Annotated in this window: 16 protein-coding genes; 8 read left to right on the top strand and 8 right to left on the bottom strand. The window is 43.4% G+C overall.

The features are described 5' to 3' along the window. The 3 genes from IJJ71_RS04100 to IJJ71_RS04110 form a co-directional block, all read right to left on the bottom strand. Positions 1-744: P-type ATPase actuator domain-containing protein (locus IJJ71_RS04100; RefSeq protein ID WP_367113215.1), on the bottom strand; the 744-nt coding region annotated here is incomplete at its 3' end. Between the two features lie 85 nt (positions 745-829). Continuing rightward, on the bottom strand, positions 830-1063 hold the full coding sequence (locus IJJ71_RS04105) for a hypothetical protein (protein ID WP_296845472.1): 234 nt from the start codon (positions 1061-1063) through the stop codon (positions 830-832). A gap of 103 nt (positions 1064-1166) precedes the next feature. Next, the gene (locus IJJ71_RS04110; protein ID WP_296845474.1) at positions 1167-1778 is read right to left on the bottom strand and encodes a TetR/AcrR family transcriptional regulator; all 612 of its coding nucleotides are present in this window, start codon (positions 1776-1778) and stop codon (positions 1167-1169) included. A 192-nt stretch (positions 1779-1970) separates the two neighbouring features. On the opposite strand from IJJ71_RS04110, the gene IJJ71_RS04115 reads away from it, so the two are divergent. The 4 genes from IJJ71_RS04115 (at position 1971) to IJJ71_RS04130 (ending at position 5992) form a co-directional block, all read left to right on the top strand. Next, positions 1971-3986 carry a TonB-dependent receptor plug domain-containing protein gene (locus IJJ71_RS04115; protein WP_296845475.1) on the top strand — a complete coding sequence of 672 codons (2016 nt, stop codon included), beginning with the start codon at positions 1971-1973 and terminating at the stop codon, positions 3984-3986. Between the two features lie 40 nt (positions 3987-4026). Then, positions 4027-4440, top strand: coding sequence for an ExbD/TolR family protein (locus IJJ71_RS04120; RefSeq protein WP_296845477.1), 414 nt, complete (start codon positions 4027-4029; stop codon positions 4438-4440). Further along, positions 4421-5119, top strand: coding sequence for an energy transducer TonB (locus tag IJJ71_RS04125; protein WP_296845479.1), 699 nt, complete (start codon positions 4421-4423; stop codon positions 5117-5119). Before IJJ71_RS04120 ends, IJJ71_RS04125 begins: the two co-directional genes overlap by 20 nt. Before the next feature lie 78 nt (positions 5120-5197). After that, positions 5198-5992 carry a class I SAM-dependent methyltransferase gene (locus IJJ71_RS04130; protein ID WP_296845480.1) on the top strand — a complete coding sequence of 265 codons (795 nt, stop codon included), beginning with the start codon at positions 5198-5200 and terminating at the stop codon, positions 5990-5992. 115 nt (positions 5993-6107) lie between these two features. On the opposite strand, the gene IJJ71_RS04135 is transcribed toward IJJ71_RS04130, so the two are convergent. From IJJ71_RS04135 to IJJ71_RS04150, 4 genes are all read right to left on the bottom strand, one after another. Next, the gene (locus IJJ71_RS04135) at positions 6108-6269 is read right to left on the bottom strand and encodes a hypothetical protein (RefSeq protein WP_296845481.1); all 162 of its coding nucleotides are present in this window, start codon (positions 6267-6269) and stop codon (positions 6108-6110) included. 14 nt (positions 6270-6283) lie between these two features. Continuing rightward, positions 6284-7516, bottom strand: a complete 1233-nt coding sequence (locus IJJ71_RS04140; protein ID WP_296845482.1) for a DUF1302 family protein — start codon at positions 7514-7516, stop codon at positions 6284-6286. A gap of 93 nt (positions 7517-7609) precedes the next feature. Further along, positions 7610-8407 carry an outer membrane lipoprotein-sorting protein gene (locus IJJ71_RS04145; RefSeq protein WP_296845483.1) on the bottom strand — a complete coding sequence of 266 codons (798 nt, stop codon included), beginning with the start codon at positions 8405-8407 and terminating at the stop codon, positions 7610-7612. Between the two features lie 83 nt (positions 8408-8490). Next, the gene (locus IJJ71_RS04150) at positions 8491-10860 is read right to left on the bottom strand and encodes an efflux RND transporter permease subunit (protein WP_296845484.1); all 2370 of its coding nucleotides are present in this window, start codon (positions 10858-10860) and stop codon (positions 8491-8493) included. Positions 10861-11007: 147 nt separating this feature from the next. Here IJJ71_RS04150 and IJJ71_RS04155 point away from each other — a divergent pair, with 147 nt between their 5' ends. From IJJ71_RS04155 to IJJ71_RS04170, 4 genes are all read left to right on the top strand, one after another. Continuing rightward, entirely contained in the window at positions 11008-11634 is a 627-nt protein-coding gene (locus IJJ71_RS04155; protein ID WP_296845486.1) for a TetR/AcrR family transcriptional regulator, read from the top strand. Between the two features lie 377 nt (positions 11635-12011). Then, positions 12012-13331, top strand: a complete 1320-nt coding sequence (gene eno / locus IJJ71_RS04160; RefSeq protein WP_296845487.1) for a phosphopyruvate hydratase — start codon at positions 12012-12014, stop codon at positions 13329-13331. 137 nt (positions 13332-13468) lie between these two features. Continuing rightward, positions 13469-15346: an ABC transporter ATP-binding protein gene (locus IJJ71_RS04165; RefSeq protein ID WP_296845488.1), complete on the top strand. Its 1878-nt coding sequence runs from the start codon at positions 13469-13471 to the stop codon at positions 15344-15346. A 15-nt stretch (positions 15347-15361) separates the two neighbouring features. After that, positions 15362-17122, top strand: a complete 1761-nt coding sequence (locus IJJ71_RS04170) for an ABC transporter ATP-binding protein (RefSeq protein ID WP_296845489.1) — start codon at positions 15362-15364, stop codon at positions 17120-17122. Positions 17123-17138: 16 nt separating this feature from the next. Here the strand turns inward: IJJ71_RS04170 and IJJ71_RS04175 are convergent, their stop codons facing one another. Then, on the bottom strand, positions 17139-19025 hold the full coding sequence (locus tag IJJ71_RS04175) for an adenylate/guanylate cyclase domain-containing protein (RefSeq protein ID WP_296845490.1): 1887 nt from the start codon (positions 19023-19025) through the stop codon (positions 17139-17141). Positions 19026-19120 lie beyond the last annotated feature (95 nt).

Consider the following 19120-nt stretch of genomic DNA (forward strand, 5'->3'; position numbering starts at 1 on the left):
GGCCTGATTTACCATGCCCTCGCCTTTTTCTACCGTGCCGTCACACGGAATCATGCTTCCTTCGCGAACAATAACCAGATCATCCTTTTTGAGAGCCTCGCACGGAATTGTTTTTTCCTGACCATCCACCAGAATATGAACAGGCTCGTCAGAAATCAAAAGTTTGTGGGCAAGGTTTCCGTAAGAAACCCGCTTAGTGACTTCTTCAATTTCTTCGCCCAAATTGAGGAGCATTGAGATTGAAGAAGCCGTGTTCGTGTTGCCGGTGAAAGCCGCCGTGGTAAGAGCCGCCGCATCGAGCATCTGTGTGCTGAAAATCTTTCCATGTCTGAAGCACATTCCCAAAGCAGAACCAACTCGCGGAACGATGTTCGTAAAAAGCAAAAGACGCCTGAGCGGAAGCGGGAGCAGTTTTTTGGCAAAATGATTTATCATCGTGCTGATAAAAATGCTCATGATGCTTTCTGTAATCGGAATCTGGGCGACGGCTTCAAGCAGCTTTTCGTCGTCAAGATATTTTGAGCCAAGAGCCTTAAAGAGATTTTCGATTTGGGACTGAGAAATAACGGAAGAATCAAAGATAATCAGATAAGAGCCGATGTTCGTGTTGACGGAAATATCGATAATTCCTTCCTGAACGGCGATAAGGCTCTGTGCGAGAATTGCCTGCCTGGGTGTAATTTCGTGCAAATCGTAGTGAATGCGGATTCGGCCAGGCAGAGCATGATGAATTGTGACGGTCAAGATTTTGCCTCGTGTAAACGGTCATTGGGCGGAGTGAAAATCTCAGCTCATGTTTTTGAGAACCAGCTTTGCTCCGCCGCGCTTTTTATGCCTTAGCCTCGGCTTTTTTTGAATTGTTGTATTTTGCTTCGGCAACGATGTCCTGTGCGTCTTCTTTTACAGACTCAGCAAAAGCACATGCATCGTCTTTGAGCTGCAAGCCCTTTCCAACGACAGCTGCACAAGCTTTTTTGAAAGCTGGATTTTTAACCAATGCAACAGCAGCAACACCTGCAGCGACGCCAACACCAAAAGCAACCCATTTGTTAGAAAATGCCATAATTTTTACCTCGTTTTGTAATATAATAATGTTTTATAACGGTGATATGTAACGATGTTATAGCACAAAATGGAATTAAGGTCAATGAAAATCAGATTGTGATTTAGTTCAGCTTTAAGACGGACTGCCAGCCGGCTTCGTAAAAGTCATGGATTTTTTCGGCGCAGTTCAGGCCTTCTTCATAAGGAATGTCGTGGACAATAAGCTCGAAAAGTGCGGAGAATTCGCCTGAAATAATCGTGTGTTCAAGAGTTGGCTCAAAGGCGTAAGGTTTATAGCCCTGAGCTTCCATTTCTTTGTAAAAAATGTGCGTGATTTCTATTTCCTGCTCGACCAGATTGTGAATAAAGTTGCCGAATTCAGTTCCTTCGCTCGCATTCAGAAGCAAACGGAAAGCATCTTTGTGCTCAAAAGCATATTCGTAAATCTGGGTTATGCCTTTTTTGGAATAGGTTGCCATATTTTTTGCCCATTCTTCTTTTGGAAGCTGCATGAACTCTTCGACAAGCGACTTGAAACGATTCACAACATAATCAGCAGGTTCTTTTACCATTGCCGAAAAAAGCTCTTCCTTGCTTTTGTAATAGCCGTAAAATGCGCCGGTCGTGACTCCAGCCTTTTTGACAATTTCGCGAAGAGATGCCCCACGGAAGCCTTTTTCCAAAAATTCGGCTGATGCAATCTCATGGATTTTCTGCAAAGTATTTTCTGCCATAAGAAAATTATAGGGCATGAAGTTAATCTTTGCAATTATGAGATGTTGTTTGCGGTGTGAAAAAAATAAAAATAATATTGACAAAGTTTTTGAAAATCATATTATGTTATTTGTGTTTTATAAAAGTTAGACAAAAATAACTAAAATTAGGGTCTTCTAATGTTGCGCTCCTTGTTATTTAAAAATAAAGTTTTGATTCCTTTTGCAGCTTTTTCTTTGTTTTTTACCGGTTATGCACGGTCTCAGGTCATCGAAGAAGAAGATGCCGTTATTGAAGTTTCGGCTCAAAAACTTGTTCAGGAAATCAGCGAGTTGGTTGAACAAAAATCTGTCGTTAGTGAGGAAGAAATTCAAAAATCGGGTGCGAAAACGGTAGGTGACGCGCTTAAAAATCTCCCGGAAATCACCGTGAGCAATGCAAGCGCAGGAAACGCAAACGAATCGATTTCGATGCAGGGGCTTGGAAACGGCTATGTAAAAATCATGATTGATGGCGTGGCTGTTTCTTCTGATTTTGACGGCTCGACTCCGATTTTTCAGATTCCTGTGGAGAACATCGAGCGGATTGAAGTCACGAAAGGCGCGGATTCTGTTCTTTACGGAAGTGAATCGATGGGCGGAACGATAAACATCATCACGAAAAAAAATGCGGAAAATGCAGATTCTGAAGAAAACGTGAAAATTTCTGGCAGTCTTACGGAAGAATTCGGATATTCACCTGCAATCTCGAACTGGAAAAATTATCTGGCTGGAACTTTCTTTGCTGGCGGAAAAAATCTTTCAAATTCTCTTGCAGCATGTCTCAATTATGTTCCAGGAAAAGAAAAAACGACTTTCGATGCTCTTGCAGGGAAAATCACTTACTTCGAGAACACGCAGAAAATTCTCGGATTTGCATGCGACACGCTCACATGGAAAGATAATTGGGGAAATGTCGCTATTTATGGTCTTTACGCAGATTCCGACCAAAAAAGCAATTTTACGAAAACTGGCTACGACAAAGGGGCCGAGATGGATTACCGGTCTTTTCGTGGGGAAGGGGGATTGAACGCCAAATACATTTTCGGCGACAATTTTTACCTTGACGGATTTTCTGCCGGAAAATTCTATTACATGAAGACGAGTTACGATGTTAAGGCGGGAGTTTATTCTTCATCTTCAAGCACGGACTCCAATTCTTGTGACTGGGAAAGTGACATCCGCGCTCATTGGAAGCTCAACGAATCGAATGATTTAATTTTCGGTGCGAACGCAGATTTGGAATCAATCGACGGCTCTTCTTTTGGTGAGAGAAAATATGCCCTTGAAACCGCTTTCTTTGCGCAGGACACGATTTTGCTTTTTGACGAAAAACTTTCTGTTGTTCCGGGATTCCGTCTGAATTATTCGCCTGAGATTCAGGGCAGCAGCACAAATTTTATGGCGACTCCGAAACTTGCCCTGAAATACGCTCCGACAGAATACACGGCGTTCCGGCTTTCTTACGGAATGGGCTATAAAATGCCTTCGCTCAAAGAAAAACACTGGATTTTCCGTCACAGCTATGCGCCTGGTGCCGGGAATTTCATTCTCTACGGAAACCCGGATTTGAAAAGTGAAAAGTCACACAGTCTCAATGCTGAAATCGAAAAAAATGTAGCAAATTACTTCAAAATCAATCTTGGCGGTTATTTTAATTACATCATCGATTTGATTGACAGCGTTGTGATTGATGCAACTTCTTCACCGCAAATCCGCGAGTATCAGAATGTTGACAAGGCAATCACTTACGGCGGGGAAGTCTCGGCCTGCACGGAACTTGAGCGGTTCAAAGGAAAAATTGGCTATGCTCTCACAGAGGCAAAATCTTTTAATGATTCAAGTGACGAGTGGCAGGATTTGGCCTTGCGGGTGCGGCACAGAGTTACGGCGGGCGCAGAATATTTGATTCCTGTGATTGAAACCTCGGTTAGTGCAAACGTGCAATGGAATTCAAAGCAGCTTTTGAGCACTGGAACGGATTATTATTCTCCGGACTATCTCATGCTGAATGCAAGCCTTTCGAAAAAATTCTTTGATGAAAAACTTGAAGTGTATTTCGGTGCGGACAACATTCTTGGCAACAAGCACTTCAAGAAAGGAACGAACGGTGAGAATCAGGAAAAATATTACGGCCTTGAGGACGGCACGACTTTGAGGCTCGGAGCAAAATTGAAAGTAGAAAGGTGAAAGTGGAAAACGGAAAGTGGAAAGTTGAAAGGAAAAATTTATGATGAATCTGGAATTTCTGAAACATAACGAAGAAGAATTGACTGTTAATATTACTTCTCTGATTGATGTGATTTTTATTCTTTTGATTTTTTTTATGGTCTCGACTCAGTTCAAAAAGACTTCGCTTCCGCTTGATTTGCCTCGGACGGAGGAGACAACGGAAAGTACGCAGCAGGATTCCACAAAAGTTCTCGCCGTAAATACAAGCCAGATGGAACTTGACGGAAAAATCATCTCGTTGGAAGAGCTTGAGCCGACACTTTCAAAATTGTACGCTGAAAATCCGAATATTGCGCTTTCTCTTGAATGTGAGCGCACGGTTGATTTTGAGCATATCGTTCAGATTCTTACAAAAATCCAGAATGCCGGGATAAGCCGGATAGGAATTGTCCATGAAAGTCTTGAAGATTAAATTGTATTGCGGAAAAAGCCGCTGGATTTGCTCTGGTCTTTGCACATTTTTTCTCGTTTGTGTGACTTTTATCGCTCCTTTATGGAATTTCCAGTCAGATGGAATTGTTACCAGAGAATCTAGCCTTGAAAATACAGTTTCAGTCGTCACAATGACAAAAAAAAGAAAGAAAGTCGCGCCAGTTCAGAAATTAGAAAAAAAACTCACCGAGTCAAAAGAAAATATGATTCCGCGCGAGCAGAAAATTGAAGAAAAAATCGAAGAAACTCACGAAAATCAAATAGAAGAGCAAACAGAAAACGAAATCGCGGAAAATGCGGAATGCAGTGAAGAATCAGACTCAACAGAAGGCATTTCAGAAAATGCAGAGCCAGTTCTTTCTGATTCAGAAAAAAAAGCCCTTGCAAGCTACAAATCTTACGCGCTCGGACGAATTGCATCCAAAAAAACATATCCTTATTCCGCCCGTTCAAAAGGACTTGAAGGAAAAGTTCGTGTGCATCTTGTAATCAATCCCGATGGAAGTCTTTCGGAAACAGAAATCCTGGAAAAATGCGAGCACGAGGTCCTCAACGAAGCATGTCTTTCCGCAATAAAAAAATCTGCACCGTTCAAAAAAATGGCAAAGGGACAAAAAGCACTCTCCCTTACTTTTGTAATGGATTTTTCTCTGAAATAGGTGAGGAATGAATATCTTGACAAGGATATAACATTGTTATAAATATAAGTTAGCTAAAACTAACAGGAGATGTAAAAAATGACAATTTCTTTAGGTGATGTAGAGACAACGGCTCTGATTCCAGTGGCAATCAAGGCAAACGAGAGTCTGCGAAAAAATCCTCGTGTCCGTGATGAAGTTGCAGTCGAGATGATTAAGAATCTTGGCATCGACACGGCTCCATACGACAAATTTATGTCACATGAGGGAGTAATTGCCCGAACCGTAATGCTTGACCGCATGGTAAAAGATTTTATCGCAAAAAATCCTTCCGCTGTAATAGTAAACATGGGAGCGGGCTTTGACAACCGTTTTTCCCGCGTGGACAACGGCTCAATCTTCTGGTTTGACCTGGATTTGCCGGATTCTATCGAGCTTAGAAAGAAAGTTTTTAGTGAGCGAGAGCGGGTTTCGATGCTTCCGGGAAGCGTTCTTGAAGACAGCTGGTGTGCAGCGGTAAAAGCAGAAATCGCAAAAACGAACTCAAAAGTGCTTTTCCTTGCCGAAGGCCTTTTCATGTATCTCACTCTTGAAGAAATTGCAAAACTCCTTTCTGTTTTAAAAACAAATTTCCCAAACGGAACTCTGATTGCCGAGCAGAACAATCCTCTCATGGTCAAAAATCAGAAATATCACGACACAGTAAAAAATACGAAGGCAGTCTTTAAAAGCGGAACCTGGAGTGGTCAGGAAATCGCAGACTTGTGCGAGGGAATCCGTTTTGTGGAAGAACACAGCTTTAACGAGGAAATGAAAAAACACTCATTCGGCGGCTGGCTTTTTGCAAAACTTCTTCCAAAGATGAACGACCGCTGGGCAACCTTTGAATGGTAAGGGAAGGGAAAAATGTCATTCACTGATAATTTCGGAAATCCAAAGGGATTACTCGGAAGGCTCATGCTTGTCACAATGGAGAAGGTGCATCTTCCCATGGCAAAAGCACTGTGAGCTATATGACGCGCAACATGCCAGGTCCAGTCGCAAGTTCCAGCACTGTCTTATCAAAAGAAGCTATTGAAATCTGTCTGTAAAGAAAATCGTAAATATTTTTCTGACTTTTCATAGCCCATTCGTAAATCGGTGCGAATGTGTCCCAAATCGTTTTTTTCATATTTCGCTGCTTTTCTAGAAACTGAATTTACATTTTATGTAACCCGTACTTAAATCCTTGTATGAGCCGTACTGACCGTCTTTATCCGGGCCAGAAATAAAAATGTAAGCTCCGCCAGAAAGATTTATCTGATCCGAAAGGCTGTAAGTTACAGCAGGCTTTATAAAACTGTCAAAATCATTCAGACCAAGAACTCCACTGAAACTTAATTCAAGTGTGTCTGACAGAAGTTTTTTTGAAACGCTCAAAGTCGCTCCATGCTGCAGGGCTTTTTCCCGCTCAAGATTTTCAAGCTCTCCAAAAACATAGTCGCAGTAATATTGCGCGGTGAAAGTCCAGCTCTCAGGCATCCAGTCAAGACCTGCAAGGGCAGAAACTTCGTTGCGCTGAAGGGAGCTTTCAACTGAGCCGGAAGAGCCTTTTCCAGCAGAAAGCATTTTTTCTTCTATAATAATTCCGCTAGATTTTTGAAAATGTCGCTTCGGGAAGAAAGCCGCTTCCATGCGGAGGACTGTCTCCTTGATTGGAATTGCGGCGTCCATCCCCAACATTGCCATGTCCTTATACTCGCCAGTCACATTCACGCCCTCAGAAGACATTGTATAATCCCAAAAGGGCATATCGTCCCACCCGTAAAATCCGTAGAACGAAAAATCCAGCACAGAAAAATATCCCGAAAGTTTCAAGCCACCCTCGCCATTCGACAATTTTGATTCAGGTTTTTCAAATTTTGCATCCGAAAGTTTTGCCGGCGTAAAAAATGGAATCCAGTATGCGTCAGCCGTAAACTGATTTCCATTTACAGAAAAACGAAGAGCGTCAATTGCAAGTTTTTCATTTGTCGTCATAACAGCAAGGCTCGAAAGATCTTTCGGGCAAATCACGTTTGTTATGTCGATTCCGTCAGCCTTTCCCCAGGCAGTTTTTTGCCGTCCGATTCTCATTCCCCAGAAATCCGCAGTATAGTCCATCCAGCATTCGGAAAGCGAAAAATCCTGAGAATCTTCAATTGAGTCGTATTTTGCAGAACCTTCAACAAGAGCAGAACTGTTCCCAAAATAAGAGTCAATTTTCCCGGTAAATGAAGTTTCACCCAAAGTCATGCGGCCTCTGGATTTTTCTTTGTCAGTCCAGGGCAAACCTGCTCCCCAGAGAGTTTCAACATTTCCGGAAAACTTTACTTCCTGTGAGATTGCACTGTGAAAACCTAAAAGTAAAAAAATTGCCGATAAAATCAATTTATTCATTATGTACTCCTTCGGGGCGTTGCGGGGGAACCCCGCAGAGGGGGTAGCCGATTCTTTAGATGAGGCGCAGGGGGAGACTTCCCCCCTCCTTTGCTACCGTATTCTGCCTTTCTCAAGTGCGGCAACAGTAAGCATTGAATCGTCGATGTCACCGCCGTCGTAAACAATGTTTGCAGTCTCAAAAAGTGACCATGTGCCGCTCTGAACATTTTCCATTTTCATTCTCTGAGCTGTCGTAAAGCCTTTGATTGTCGTAAAGTTTGTGCAGGTCAGAACGCGGTGAAGCTGATTCTGTCGGTCAAAAAGCTCACATTTTCTGAGGATAAAATCAGATTTTGCGATGTAAGAAATATATCGCGGGTCTTTTTCAGTTTTATCTTTTGCAACGCACTCAACCTTGTAACATTCAGTTCCGTCCACGCTTTCTTCACCCAAAAGCTTGTAATCATAGTCGTTAAGATTTCTGTCTCCCATGTCGCGGTAAGTAAAATCCGTTCCCATAAAACTTCCGTCACTTTCTGAGCCGCTCGAAGCAATTCGGCGGGTCTTTTTCATCGCCGGCATATAAAGCCAGTTGTCAGAATCTTTTTTGTTGCCCTTTGAATCTTCTTCGTACTCAAACATCAGGTAGCCGGTTCCCGAAACATCTTTTGGCGTCACAAAGACGATGACTTCTTTTTTGACATCTCCGTAGTCCTTGCTTTTCATGATGACTTCGCGCTTTCTGTCCGAACCTTTTTTCGTGTGAATCGTGAGAGTTGCAGTTGAAGATGATGTTACAGGCTCAGGAACTTCATCTGCCTTTTTCATAATCTCGTAGCCCGTGAGCGACTGTGCAAAAAGTCCCGCTCCCATCAAAAATGCTGTAAGTGTAAAAATTGTCTTTTTCATAAAAAATCTCCTTCTAAAGTTTTTAAGAGGGGAAAGTCTCCCCCTGCGGCCGCACTTCGTTGCGTCCTACCCTCTCTGCGGGCTCAGACGCCGCCCGCAACGCCCGCTTCTTTTTCAAACGGTCGTGTGATATAAAGCAGCACCGGCGTGATTGTGTAGTCCGCGATCAGTGCGCTTCCAAGGCCGACTACCGAAAGCCAGCCGATATTTACCAGAACATTCATCGTGCTCGTAAGGAAAATCGCGAACATGGCGCAGAGAATTATCGTCGTCATAATCATCGTTTTTCCAATCTCGCGGTATGAATTTTCTATTGCGCTTCTGTAATTTCCGGTAAGCTCGAAATGATATTTAATGTGATTCGTAAAATGAATCGTGTCGTCAACGGCAATTCCAAGAATCATCGGCATAATCATCGCGGTAATCATGTCCAGGTTTACGCCTGCGTAGCCCATGATTCCGCCAATCAGCGCAATCGGCACAATATTCGGAATCATTGCGATAAATCCGGTTCTAATCGATGTGAATGCAAGAACTAGCAGAATCAGAATTATAATCAGCGAAGTGCCAATCGATTTGATTGAACCGCGGACAAGCTTTCCGTTCATCTGCGCATACTGTACGACTTCGCCAACGACTCCTGCATTTTCTGCATCCGGGAAAAGCTCTGCGACCCATTTTTTGACTTCCGCAAGATTCTTTACAATTTCTTCTCCGTCGTAACCGGCAAGTTCAACTTTCAAATATGCCGCGCGGAAATCATTGCTTATGTAATCATACAAATCCGTTCCACCAGAAATTTCATAAAGGAACATAATCTGCGTTACTAAATCCTGATTATCCGGAATGATGTAGGAAGCCGGGTCATCCTCGTTCAAAGTTCTGTTCATTTCCTTAATGATTTTAGTAACCGAAGAAACCCGCGGCTTTCCGTTGGAAACTTTTGTCTGGCTCAGTTTTCCGATTCTCTCCGCAAGAATGTCCATTTTTTTGAGAACCTGAGGATTTTTAATCGCGTCCTCATCCGAATATTCAATCAGAACTTCATAATCGTACTGGCTTCCAAGCTGGCTCCTTGTGATTTCCAAAAGACGCTTGATATAAGGTGTGCGCTCGCCCATCATGTCAGAGTAGTTCATGTTCACTTTGATTTTGAAAATCCCCGGTATCACAAGAGCGGAAACAAGAACCGTAAGAATCACGGTAATCCATTTTTTGTTGAGGATTGATTTTCCCATCGCTTCAACACGCAAGTCTGATTTTGTCGCACCTTCTGCTTCCACAAAATCTGGATCCGGAGACTTGTCCTTTCCAAAACTGTAGAGAACTGGAAGAAGAATTATGATGTAAGCAAAAACTGCAAAAACCGTAGCCGCTGTAATCCCGCCAACCCAGCGCATCGGCTTAATTCCTGCAGAAAGGAAGGAAAGCATTCCCGCCATAGTCGTGATTACAGTAAAGAACAAAGCCCAGCCTGTATCACGCACGCCCATTACGATTGATTCTTTTCGCTTACCAGTTTTTCGGAAGTACATTTTAAAGCTGTTGATATAGTGAACCGAATATCCGACCGCAAGTGCCATCGAAAGAAGCACGGTAATCATAATCATTGAGTTGTTTCCCTTTATTCCCATCCAGCCGGAAAAACCAAGCGTTGTTGTAAGGGCACCGACTGTTGAAATCGAAGGAACTACAATTCCGCGGAGAGAACGGATAAAAATTATCAGGCAGACAAGCATTACCAGAAAACCCAGCAAAATGCGTGTAACAAGCTGCTTCATTGTCGCCTCTTCTTCCTCGAACTCAGTGTAGCTCATGCCCGCCGGTCGGATTTCCCATTTGTCAGATTTGTACTTCGGGTCATTGAAAATCTTCATGGCAGGCGGCGCAATTTTTACCATAGCTTCTGTCAGGTTTTCTGAATATTGCTCAAGATTTACGATAAGCCAGGTTTCGGTCGCATCAGCACTGACAAGTGTATTCACAAGCGATTCGCGGCTCAGAATAAAGGCCTTCTTTTGTGCAAGTTCTTCTGCGTCCTCTGGCACACCATCTTCAAAAGGACTTGTAACTTCAAAGCCCTCTTCCGTTCCGATTGGAATCGAAAGTTCCATGAGCGAAGTAATGCTTCCGGCATAAGGAACATTCTGTAAAAGCTCGTCTCCAAGCTGGTCAATCATTTTGAGAACTTCCGGGTCAAAAACATCGTCCGCCTTGATGTGAGCCAACAGGCTGTCCGTTGAGCCGAAAATGTCTTCAAAATGGTCCTGATTACGCTTTGTAGTTTCCCAGTCGTCAAACCAGTCTTCCTCGCCATTGTCTAGTTTAAGGCGGCTAAGGCCAAAAGACCCGACAACCGTAACGACAATCAGACAGATAAGAAAAGCCCAGCGATGCTTTACTTCAAACCGCCCGAACTTTTCAAACCAGTCATTAATCTTTTTTACTTTCATAAAACACCTCTTTATGATAACAGTGTTACCGCTATAATTATAACACTGTTATATTAGTGGTAACACTGTTATCTTGTCAATAGATTTTGATAACGATGTTATCTTTTTTTTATTGACAAATGCTTTTTTTTATCGCACACTAGCCTCATGGCAGAATCTTCAATCGAAACAAAAAATAAACTTCTCGAAAGTGCAAAAAAAGAATTTCTCGAAAAAGGCTTTACAGGAGCCTCTCTGCGCACAATTGCAGCAAATGCAGGAGTCACAACAGGAGCCATGTACCGGCATTTTAAGGATAAGGATTCTTTTTTCTGCGCACTTGTTGATGATGCCATTAGAGCTACAAAACAAGTGATAATGCTTGCCGATCCCAAAAATCATGAAAACGTCGCCATGGAACAAATGCAGGAACACATAGATTTTGAAAAAAAATCAACCGAAGATTTCCTTAACTATGTATATGAGAATTTTGATGCTTTCACATTGCTTTTCAGAAAATCAGCCGGCAGCACACATGAACATTTTCAGGAAGAAATCTGCGACTTGTATACAAAAAACTGCGAAAAGACCTTCGCCTGGATGTACGAACAGAAAATCGCCACAAAACAAGTTTCACCAATGACAATTCATTTTATGGCATCCACAATAATCAACGCTTTCTGTGACATAATTCTTCACAATATGCCCAAAAAAGAAGCAAAAGAATACCTCTCCGACATCATGGAATTTACAAGTTTCGGCGGCTACAAACTGCTGGGAATAAAGGTTGAATAAACAAAATTATTTCTGAAAGGCTGTCAGAGGAGTGTAGTGCACTTCAATGACAGCTTTTTTTATTAAAAGAGAGTAATTGACAAAATAATCTTCTAAGTGTATTCTAACTTCTGTTAGATAAAACTAACTACCCTTTACTAGCCATTTAGGGTATTTTGCAAGTTTGCTGATGAAATGTTCCACTTCTGCAGTGTCTGGAAAGTACTTAATCAGCACTTTCCTGGAAAGCTTCAACAAGCTTGCTTTCTTTCGTATTTTGGAGGTTGCCCTGTCGGTGCTACATCCTTGTAGCACCGACAGGGGCTGAGTTTCTTCGAAACTCACATATTCGTTGCATCCGTGCAACGCCGCTAACGCGGAGTTTTTGGAGGTTAAGAATGTTGAATAAACTTGCAATCAGCAATGTAATCGGCCGCGAAATTATCGACTCTCGCGGAAATCCTACTGTTGAAGTAGACGTAATTCTTGAAAACGGCGTTCTTGGTCGTGCCGCAGTTCCTTCTGGAGCTTCAACCGGCGAAAATGAAGCACTTGAGCTTCGTGACGGCGACAAAAAACGCTACGGCGGAAAGGGCGTTCTTAAAGCCGTTGAAAATGTAAACAAAATCATCGCTCCGGCCCTCAAAGGCGACAATGTTTTTGAACAGCGTGCAATTGATCTTAAAATGCTTGCACTCGACGGAACTCCAACAAAATCTAAACTCGGTGCAAACGCAATTTTGGGCGTATCTCTTGCAACAGCTCAGGCAGCAGCAAAAGCCCTTAATATTCCTCTCTACCGTTATATTGGCGGTGCAAATGCTCACGTTCTTCCTGTTCCAATGATGAACATCATCAACGGCGGTGCTCACTCAGACGCTCCGATTGCGTTCCAGGAATTTATGATTCGTCCGGTTGGCGCAAAATCAGAAAAAGAAGCAATCAGAATGGGAGCAGAAGTTTTCCATGCACTCGCAAAATTGCTGAAGGCCCGCGGACTTTCAACTGCTGTAGGCGATGAAGGCGGATTCGCTCCAAAATTCGACGGAATCAATGACGCTCTCGATTCAATCGTTCAGGCAATCAAAGACGCAGGCTACAAACCTGGCGAAGACGTAAAAATCGCAATGGACTGTGCCGCTTCTGAGTTCAGCGTAGAAAAAGACGGAAAATTCTTCTACAACTACAAAGAGCTTTCAAACGGAACTCCAAAAGACCCGAACGGAAAGTGCCTCTCAGACGACGAGCAGATTGCTTACCTTGAAGAACTGATTACAAAATACCCGATTGATTCAATCGAAGACGGTCTTGACGAAAACGACTGGGAAGGCTGGAAAAAGCTTACAGAACGAATCGGCGGAAGATGTCAGCTCGTTGGCGACGACCTTTTTGTAACAAACGTTAAATTCCTCGAAAAAGGAATCAAAATGGGAGCCGGAAACGCAATCCTCATCAAAGTAAATCAGATTGGCTCGCTCACAGAGACTCTTGAAGCAATCGAAATGGCTCACCGCCACGGCTACACAACAGTCACAAGCCACCGCTCAGGCGAAACCGAGGACACAACAATTGCCGACATCGCAGTTGCAACAAACTCAGGCCAGATTAAGACAGGTTCAATGAGCCGAACCGACCGCATGGCCAAGTACAACCAGCTTATCCGAATCGAAGAAGAACTCGGAGACACAGCAGTTTACGGCTACAAAAAGCTGAGATAAATCATTTTTTTAAGTCTATATGCCCGTGAGTGAAAGCTTGCGGGCAATTTTTTTTAGCAGGAAAGGCGATTGACAAAAATATAACACTGTTATATAAATAATTTGGTTAGTTTGTGCTAACATCAGGAGAATCAAAAATGTCTGAAAAGAAAAAGAAATCACTTCTTACATGGATTTTCACATTTGCCGGCGAAAAAAAGCCTGCGTATTTTGCGAGCATTTTCTTTGCTATGCTCAAAGTCACCTGTGGAATCGCCCCTTACATTCTGATTGCAAGCATCGTGCAAGAGCTTCTTTCGGGAGTGCGTGACTGGAATGTGTATCTTCGTGAGTGCGCCATCATCGCGCTTTTTTGGGCAGGAAATGCGTTTTTCCATGCGATTTCAACCACGCTGAGCCATGTCGCCACATTCAATGTTCTTGCAAATATCAGAAAAAGCCTGTGCGACAAACTCACACGAGTTCCGCTCGGTTCGGTTCTTGATATGCCGTCTGGCTCGCTCAAAAATATCCTTATCGAGCGAATCGACAGCATGGAAACGACACTTGCGCACATTTTGCCAGAATGGACAAGCAACCTTTTGCTCCCTCTCACAATGTTCGTCTATCTTTTCCACATCGACTGGCGAATGGGACTTGCTTCGCTTGCAACTCTCCCAATCGGATTCATCTCATCGTGTTTTATGATGATAAACATGACCGAGCGGTTCAACAATGCGATTGAAAAGACAAAAATCCTGAACGACACCGCGGTTGAGTACATCAACGGAATCGAAGTCATCAAAGCATTCGGAAAGTCAAAGTCGAGCTACGAAAAATTTGTTGTGGCTGCCCGCGAAGGTTCTGACTGCTATGTTGAATGGATGCGCGACTGTATCTGGCCTTTTACGATTGCCTTTGTGATTGCGCCCTCTACCTTGCTGGCCGTTCTACCGATTGGAGGATTTTTCTTTTTGAATGGCTCACTTTCGGCAGTCAATTTCATAACAATCATAATTCTTTCGATGAGCGTTATTCAGCCGCTTCTGGTCGTTTATTCTTACCACGATGATCTGGCAAAAGCAGGCGTAATTTTTGGTGAAGTCGGTGGAATCATGGACATGCCAGAACTTTCCCGCCCGGAAAAAGATGCAAAAAAGCCTTCGGACAATTCGATTGTGCTTCGTGATGTGAGATTTTCGTATAAGAAAGATTCTGAAGACTGTCACACGGATTCGATTTTGCTAACGCAAAATCAAGAAAAGAAAGAAAACATACAAAACGGAGATTCCGTAGGAATCTCGAATCCGTGTGACAACCGCAACAAGGAAGGCGGTTGGTGTGGCAATGAAGTCTTGCACGGAATCAGCATGACTCTTCCGCAGGGCTCTTACACCGCCTTTGTGGGGCCTTCAGGCAGCGGAAAGTCTACAATCGCACGGCTTATCGCCTCTCTCTGGGATGTTGATTCCGGCTCGATTGAAATCGGCGGCGTGAACATTAAAAATCTTTCGCTTGAAGAATACAACCGCCACGTAGCTTATGTAAGCCAGGACAATTTCTTGTTTGACTTGAGCGTGCGCGAAAATATCCGGCTTGGTCGCCTTGAAGCCACTGATTCCGAAGTTGAAGAAATTGCTCGTCGCAGTGGATGCTACGACTTTATCATGTCACTCGAAAACGGCTTTGACACAATCGTCGGCGGAAGCGGTGCGCATTTGAGCGGCGGAGAGCGGCAGAGAATCGCCATCGCCCGCGCCATGATGAAAGATTCCCCAATCGTAATCCTTGACGAAGCAACGGCCTACACCGACCCCGAAAACGAAGCGATTATTCAGCAGAGCGTAGCCCAGCTCGTAAAAGGCAAAACGCTGATTGTAATTGCGCACCGCCTTTCAACCGTAAAAGATGCCGATCAGATTTATGTAATCAAAGACGGCAAGATTGATTCTCACGGCACACATGAGAAACTTCTTGCCCAGAACGGACTCTACAAATCAATGTGGGAAGCACATGTACAGAGTAAAGACGAGTAGCGAAAGGAGGATACAATGTTTGAAATTTTACGAAACTTTTTCAATTTCTGCGACAAGGAAAATCGCAACAAATTTTACGCTTCAATTGTTCTTGGAGTCGTGAACTCATTTTTTATGGCACTCAGAATTGCCGCAATCGCCGTGATGATGCAGGGACTAATCCGCACCATTACGCAGGGAGAGCCGTTTACCACTCGCACAATATGGCTTTCGTTCGCAATTATGATTTTTAGCGTTACGGCGGCCATTATCACCAAAAAAACGATTTCCATGTGGCAGACCGAAGGCGGCTACCGAACCTGTGCCAAAAAACGCATCGAAATCGCCGAGCACCTTCGCTACATTCCCATGGGCTACTTCAACAAAAACTCGCTCGGACAAATCACAAGCGTCACCACAAACACAATGGAACTCGTGGGCGATGTCGCAACCCGCGCCGTCATGCTCGTAATGCAGGGGCTTTTGGATTCAGCCCTGATTATCGTGATGATTTTCTTTTTTGACTGGCGGATTGCCCTTGTCGCCCTGGCAGGATTTTTGCTCTTTCAGGCGGTGAATGTCTTTATGAGGCTTTCAGTCCGCGGCGTTTCCGAAGAAAAAAATATCGCCGACGAAAATCAAATCAGTAAAATTCTCGAATACATTCAGGGAATCGCCGAAGTCCGTGCTTATAATCTCACAGGAAGCCGAAGCGCAGAACTGAACGACGTAATCAATCAGGCAAAAAAAGTCTGTCTCAAAATGGAACTTTGCTGCATTCCGATTGCCGCAATCCAGAGCCTTGTCGCAAAAATGAGCGGAGTGGCAATCATGCTCGCTTCCCTTTTCTTCTATTTGCAGGGAACGATGCCGCTGGAAAATTGCGCAGTCATGCTGGTCTGTTCGTTCATGCTTTTCACAGCCCTGGAAGCCGGCGGAAATTACAGCGCGCTTTTGAGGACAATCGACATCGGCGTTAAAAAAGCACAGGCCATTTTGGATGTCCCGACCATGAAGATAATTAGCAATGAGCAATTAGCAATGAGTAATGAGCAGTTAAAGGAACTTTCTGCACAGAACATTTCCTTCGCGTATGACAAGAAAAAAATCATCGACGGAGTTTCGCTTAATATTCCTGCTCGCACTACAACTGCAATCGTCGGACCTAGTGGCGGCGGAAAGACAACTCTCTGCCATCTCTTATCACGGTTCTGGGATGTGGACTCTGGCACGGTCACACTCGGCGGAAAAAATGTGCGCGATTACGACATGGATAGTCTCATGAGCAATTTCAGCTTTGTTTTCCAGAATGTCTACCTTTTCCACGACACAATCGCAAACAACATCCGCTTTGGAGAGCCAAATGCTCCAATGGAACGCGTAATTGAAGCCGCAAAAAAAGCCTGCTGCCACGATTTTATTATGCAGCTTCCGAACGGCTACGACACAGTTATTGGCGAAGGAGGAGCAAGCCTGAGCGGCGGCGAAAAGCAGCGAATCTCAATCGCACGCGCAATCATGAAAAACGCTCCGATTATCATTCTCGATGAAGCCACGGCCAACGTTGACCCGGAAAACGAGCGCGATTTGATGGAAGCCGTCCGCGAACTTACCCGCGAAAAAACAGTAATCATGATTGCACACCGTCTCAAAACCGTCCGCAACGCAGACCAGATTATCGTACTCGACAAAGGCAAAATCGCCGAGCAGGGAAAGCACGACGAGCTTATGAAAATGAACGGAATCTACGCCCACTTCATCGATTCACGCAAAAAAGCAGTCAGCTGGAAACTGTAAAAATATTTCTGAACATTTACAAGAAATAAGTCTTCATCATGCCTTTGCCCTTTACATCAATTTCTGTATTCTTGCTGTATTGGTAAAGGCTTGAAGTCTGAGCTTTTGTCGTTTCAGTCACATGAATTTTCATAGGAAGCCCCGTGCTTTCCATTCTGCTTGCAACATTAACGGTGTCGCCCCAAATGTCGTAAATGAACTTTGTTTTTCCGATTACACCAGCAACAAGCGCACCTGAGTTTATTCCGAGACGAATCTGGAGCTTGATATCTGAATTTTCGTTGAAAGTCTTAACATCTTCCAGAAGGCCTTTTGCAAAACGAATCATTCTCAATGCTCCGTCGTTGTATTGTTCCAGGGTAAGGCCCGCAGCTGCCATGTAAGCGTCTCCGATTGTCTTGATTTTTTCGATTCCTTCTCGTTGAGCGCGTTCATCGAACATAGTAAACATTTTGTTGAGCATGGTGACAACTTCTTCGGCCGTCATTTCTCCGCTTATCTTTGTGAAGCCGACGATATCTGTAAAAAGAACCGTGACATTAGGATATTGCTTAGCTATTGTGCTGTCCGGGTGAGCCGTGAGTTCTTTTGCAATTTCTTTCGGAAGAATGTTCAGAAGAAGGCTTTCTGAGCGGTTCTTTTCTGCCTCAAGCTCTTTGGTGCGTTCTTTTACTGTGCTTTCAAGCTTGCGGTTTTCTTCTTCGACGCGGATAAGTTTTCCTTCAAAAAGCATGATTGTCGTAGAAATAATGAAAATCACAAAAAGCAGGCCGAGGAAAATATCAAAAATCGTATTTGTAAGAGGCTTTAAAATACTTGAATAGGTGAATACAAGCATCTGATTAAGCGGCTGATAATCATGCGGTGTGTACATGATGCAGCCGAAACCAAGTGTCTTTAGAGGAGTGATTGTGTAAAAATCTGAGCCGTGAATATTCTCTTTGTCGCCGTCATGCGGTTTTCTGACATTCAAATAGTTTTCGGAGAGCGTGAATGTGCCGTTCCATGGGCCTGGATCCACGGAAGAGTTTTCTGGAACAAAAATTGAGAATTTCCAATCGGTGATAATTGTGCTTTTCATGTTGTTGAAAATAACGCCGTCGTACTGTGCGCCCGTTCTGTCAGGATCATCGCCGTCAATCCAGTGTTTTTCGGCATTTCGGATAAAAGTCACGCAGACCGATTTTGAGACATCATTTTCAGAATAAGGCTCTTCGATTACGAGAGTTTTTTCCGAAAGAGATATGCCTTTGATTGAGACGATTACAAGAACTAAAAGAATTCCGCCCAGACACAAAGAAAAAGTCTGCCAGAAATGATTTCTTACGACCCGTTTCTGAGTTTCGCTTGTGTGAAGCTCTGCTTTGTAGATTGGATTCAGAATTTTATGTTCCTGCTCCCTCGAATAAAATTCAAGCTCCATCAATTTGATAGAAGAGTAGAAGAGGTGAAGCGCGCCAAGCCCAAGAGAAAAATCTACCCATGGGAAACCGTATACAATAAGAAGGAGAATAATGCCAATAAATGGAAACGCACAATATGCTAAAAGAGAGATAAAGACATTTTTTGCAAGCTTTTTTTTGTTCTGAAGAATGATTGTGAATGTGATAATTCCTGGCAAAAGCCCCAGAACTATGCTTACAGGATAAAATGTGCTTCTATGGTAAAGATTGTTTTTGTCAAAATAATAGAAAAGATTTGTGAACTGGCTTACAGCGATAAGAAGAATGCCGATAAGACAGAGAAAAAGGACTATAAAAAGCTGAACTGGGATTCCGTTTTTTGTGGAAGATTTCGGATTCAAAAGAAGTGAAAAATTCAAGCGGGATTGCTTAATGAATTCACAGACATAAAAACACAGGGCATCCGCATCAAAAGCACTCTGCAATTGAATTCTTAACAAGTATTGTATTTAAAGATTAGGCGAGATGATAAAATAACTTCGGGTAGTAAAAATGACATTGGAGGAAACATTCGAAGAAATCACGGACGACAGAA

Origin of the sequence: Treponema sp. (genome assembly GCF_017430385.1) — a bacterium.
In the GTDB taxonomy this organism is placed as follows: domain Bacteria; phylum Spirochaetota; class Spirochaetia; order Treponematales; family Treponemataceae; genus Treponema_D.

What these genes read in the sequence shown, in the direction of transcription:
- IJJ71_RS04105 (WP_296845472.1), bottom strand. Translation starts at nt 1,063, where the DNA reads ATGGCATTTTCTAACAAATGGGTTGCTTTTGGTGTTGGCGTCGCTGCA.
- IJJ71_RS04110 (WP_296845474.1), bottom strand. Translation starts at nt 1,778, where the DNA reads ATGGCAGAAAATACTTTGCAGAAAATCCATGAGATTGCATCAGCCGAA.
- IJJ71_RS04120 (WP_296845477.1), top strand. Translation starts at nt 4,027, where the DNA reads ATGATGAATCTGGAATTTCTGAAACATAACGAAGAAGAATTGACTGTT.
- IJJ71_RS04125 (WP_296845479.1), top strand. Translation starts at nt 4,421, where the DNA reads ATGAAAGTCTTGAAGATTAAATTGTATTGCGGAAAAAGCCGCTGGATT.
- IJJ71_RS04130 (WP_296845480.1), top strand. Translation starts at nt 5,198, where the DNA reads ATGACAATTTCTTTAGGTGATGTAGAGACAACGGCTCTGATTCCAGTG.
- IJJ71_RS04135 (WP_296845481.1), bottom strand. Translation starts at nt 6,269, where the DNA reads ATGAAAAAAACGATTTGGGACACATTCGCACCGATTTACGAATGGGCT.
- IJJ71_RS04140 (WP_296845482.1), bottom strand. Translation starts at nt 7,516, where the DNA reads ATGAATAAATTGATTTTATCGGCAATTTTTTTACTTTTAGGTTTTCAC.
- IJJ71_RS04145 (WP_296845483.1), bottom strand. Translation starts at nt 8,407, where the DNA reads ATGAAAAAGACAATTTTTACACTTACAGCATTTTTGATGGGAGCGGGA.
- IJJ71_RS04150 (WP_296845484.1), bottom strand. Translation starts at nt 10,860, where the DNA reads ATGAAAGTAAAAAAGATTAATGACTGGTTTGAAAAGTTCGGGCGGTTT.
- IJJ71_RS04155 (WP_296845486.1), top strand. Translation starts at nt 11,008, where the DNA reads ATGGCAGAATCTTCAATCGAAACAAAAAATAAACTTCTCGAAAGTGCA.
- eno (WP_296845487.1), top strand. Translation starts at nt 12,012, where the DNA reads ATGTTGAATAAACTTGCAATCAGCAATGTAATCGGCCGCGAAATTATC.
- IJJ71_RS04165 (WP_296845488.1), top strand. Translation starts at nt 13,469, where the DNA reads ATGTCTGAAAAGAAAAAGAAATCACTTCTTACATGGATTTTCACATTT.
- IJJ71_RS04170 (WP_296845489.1), top strand. Translation starts at nt 15,362, where the DNA reads ATGTTTGAAATTTTACGAAACTTTTTCAATTTCTGCGACAAGGAAAAT.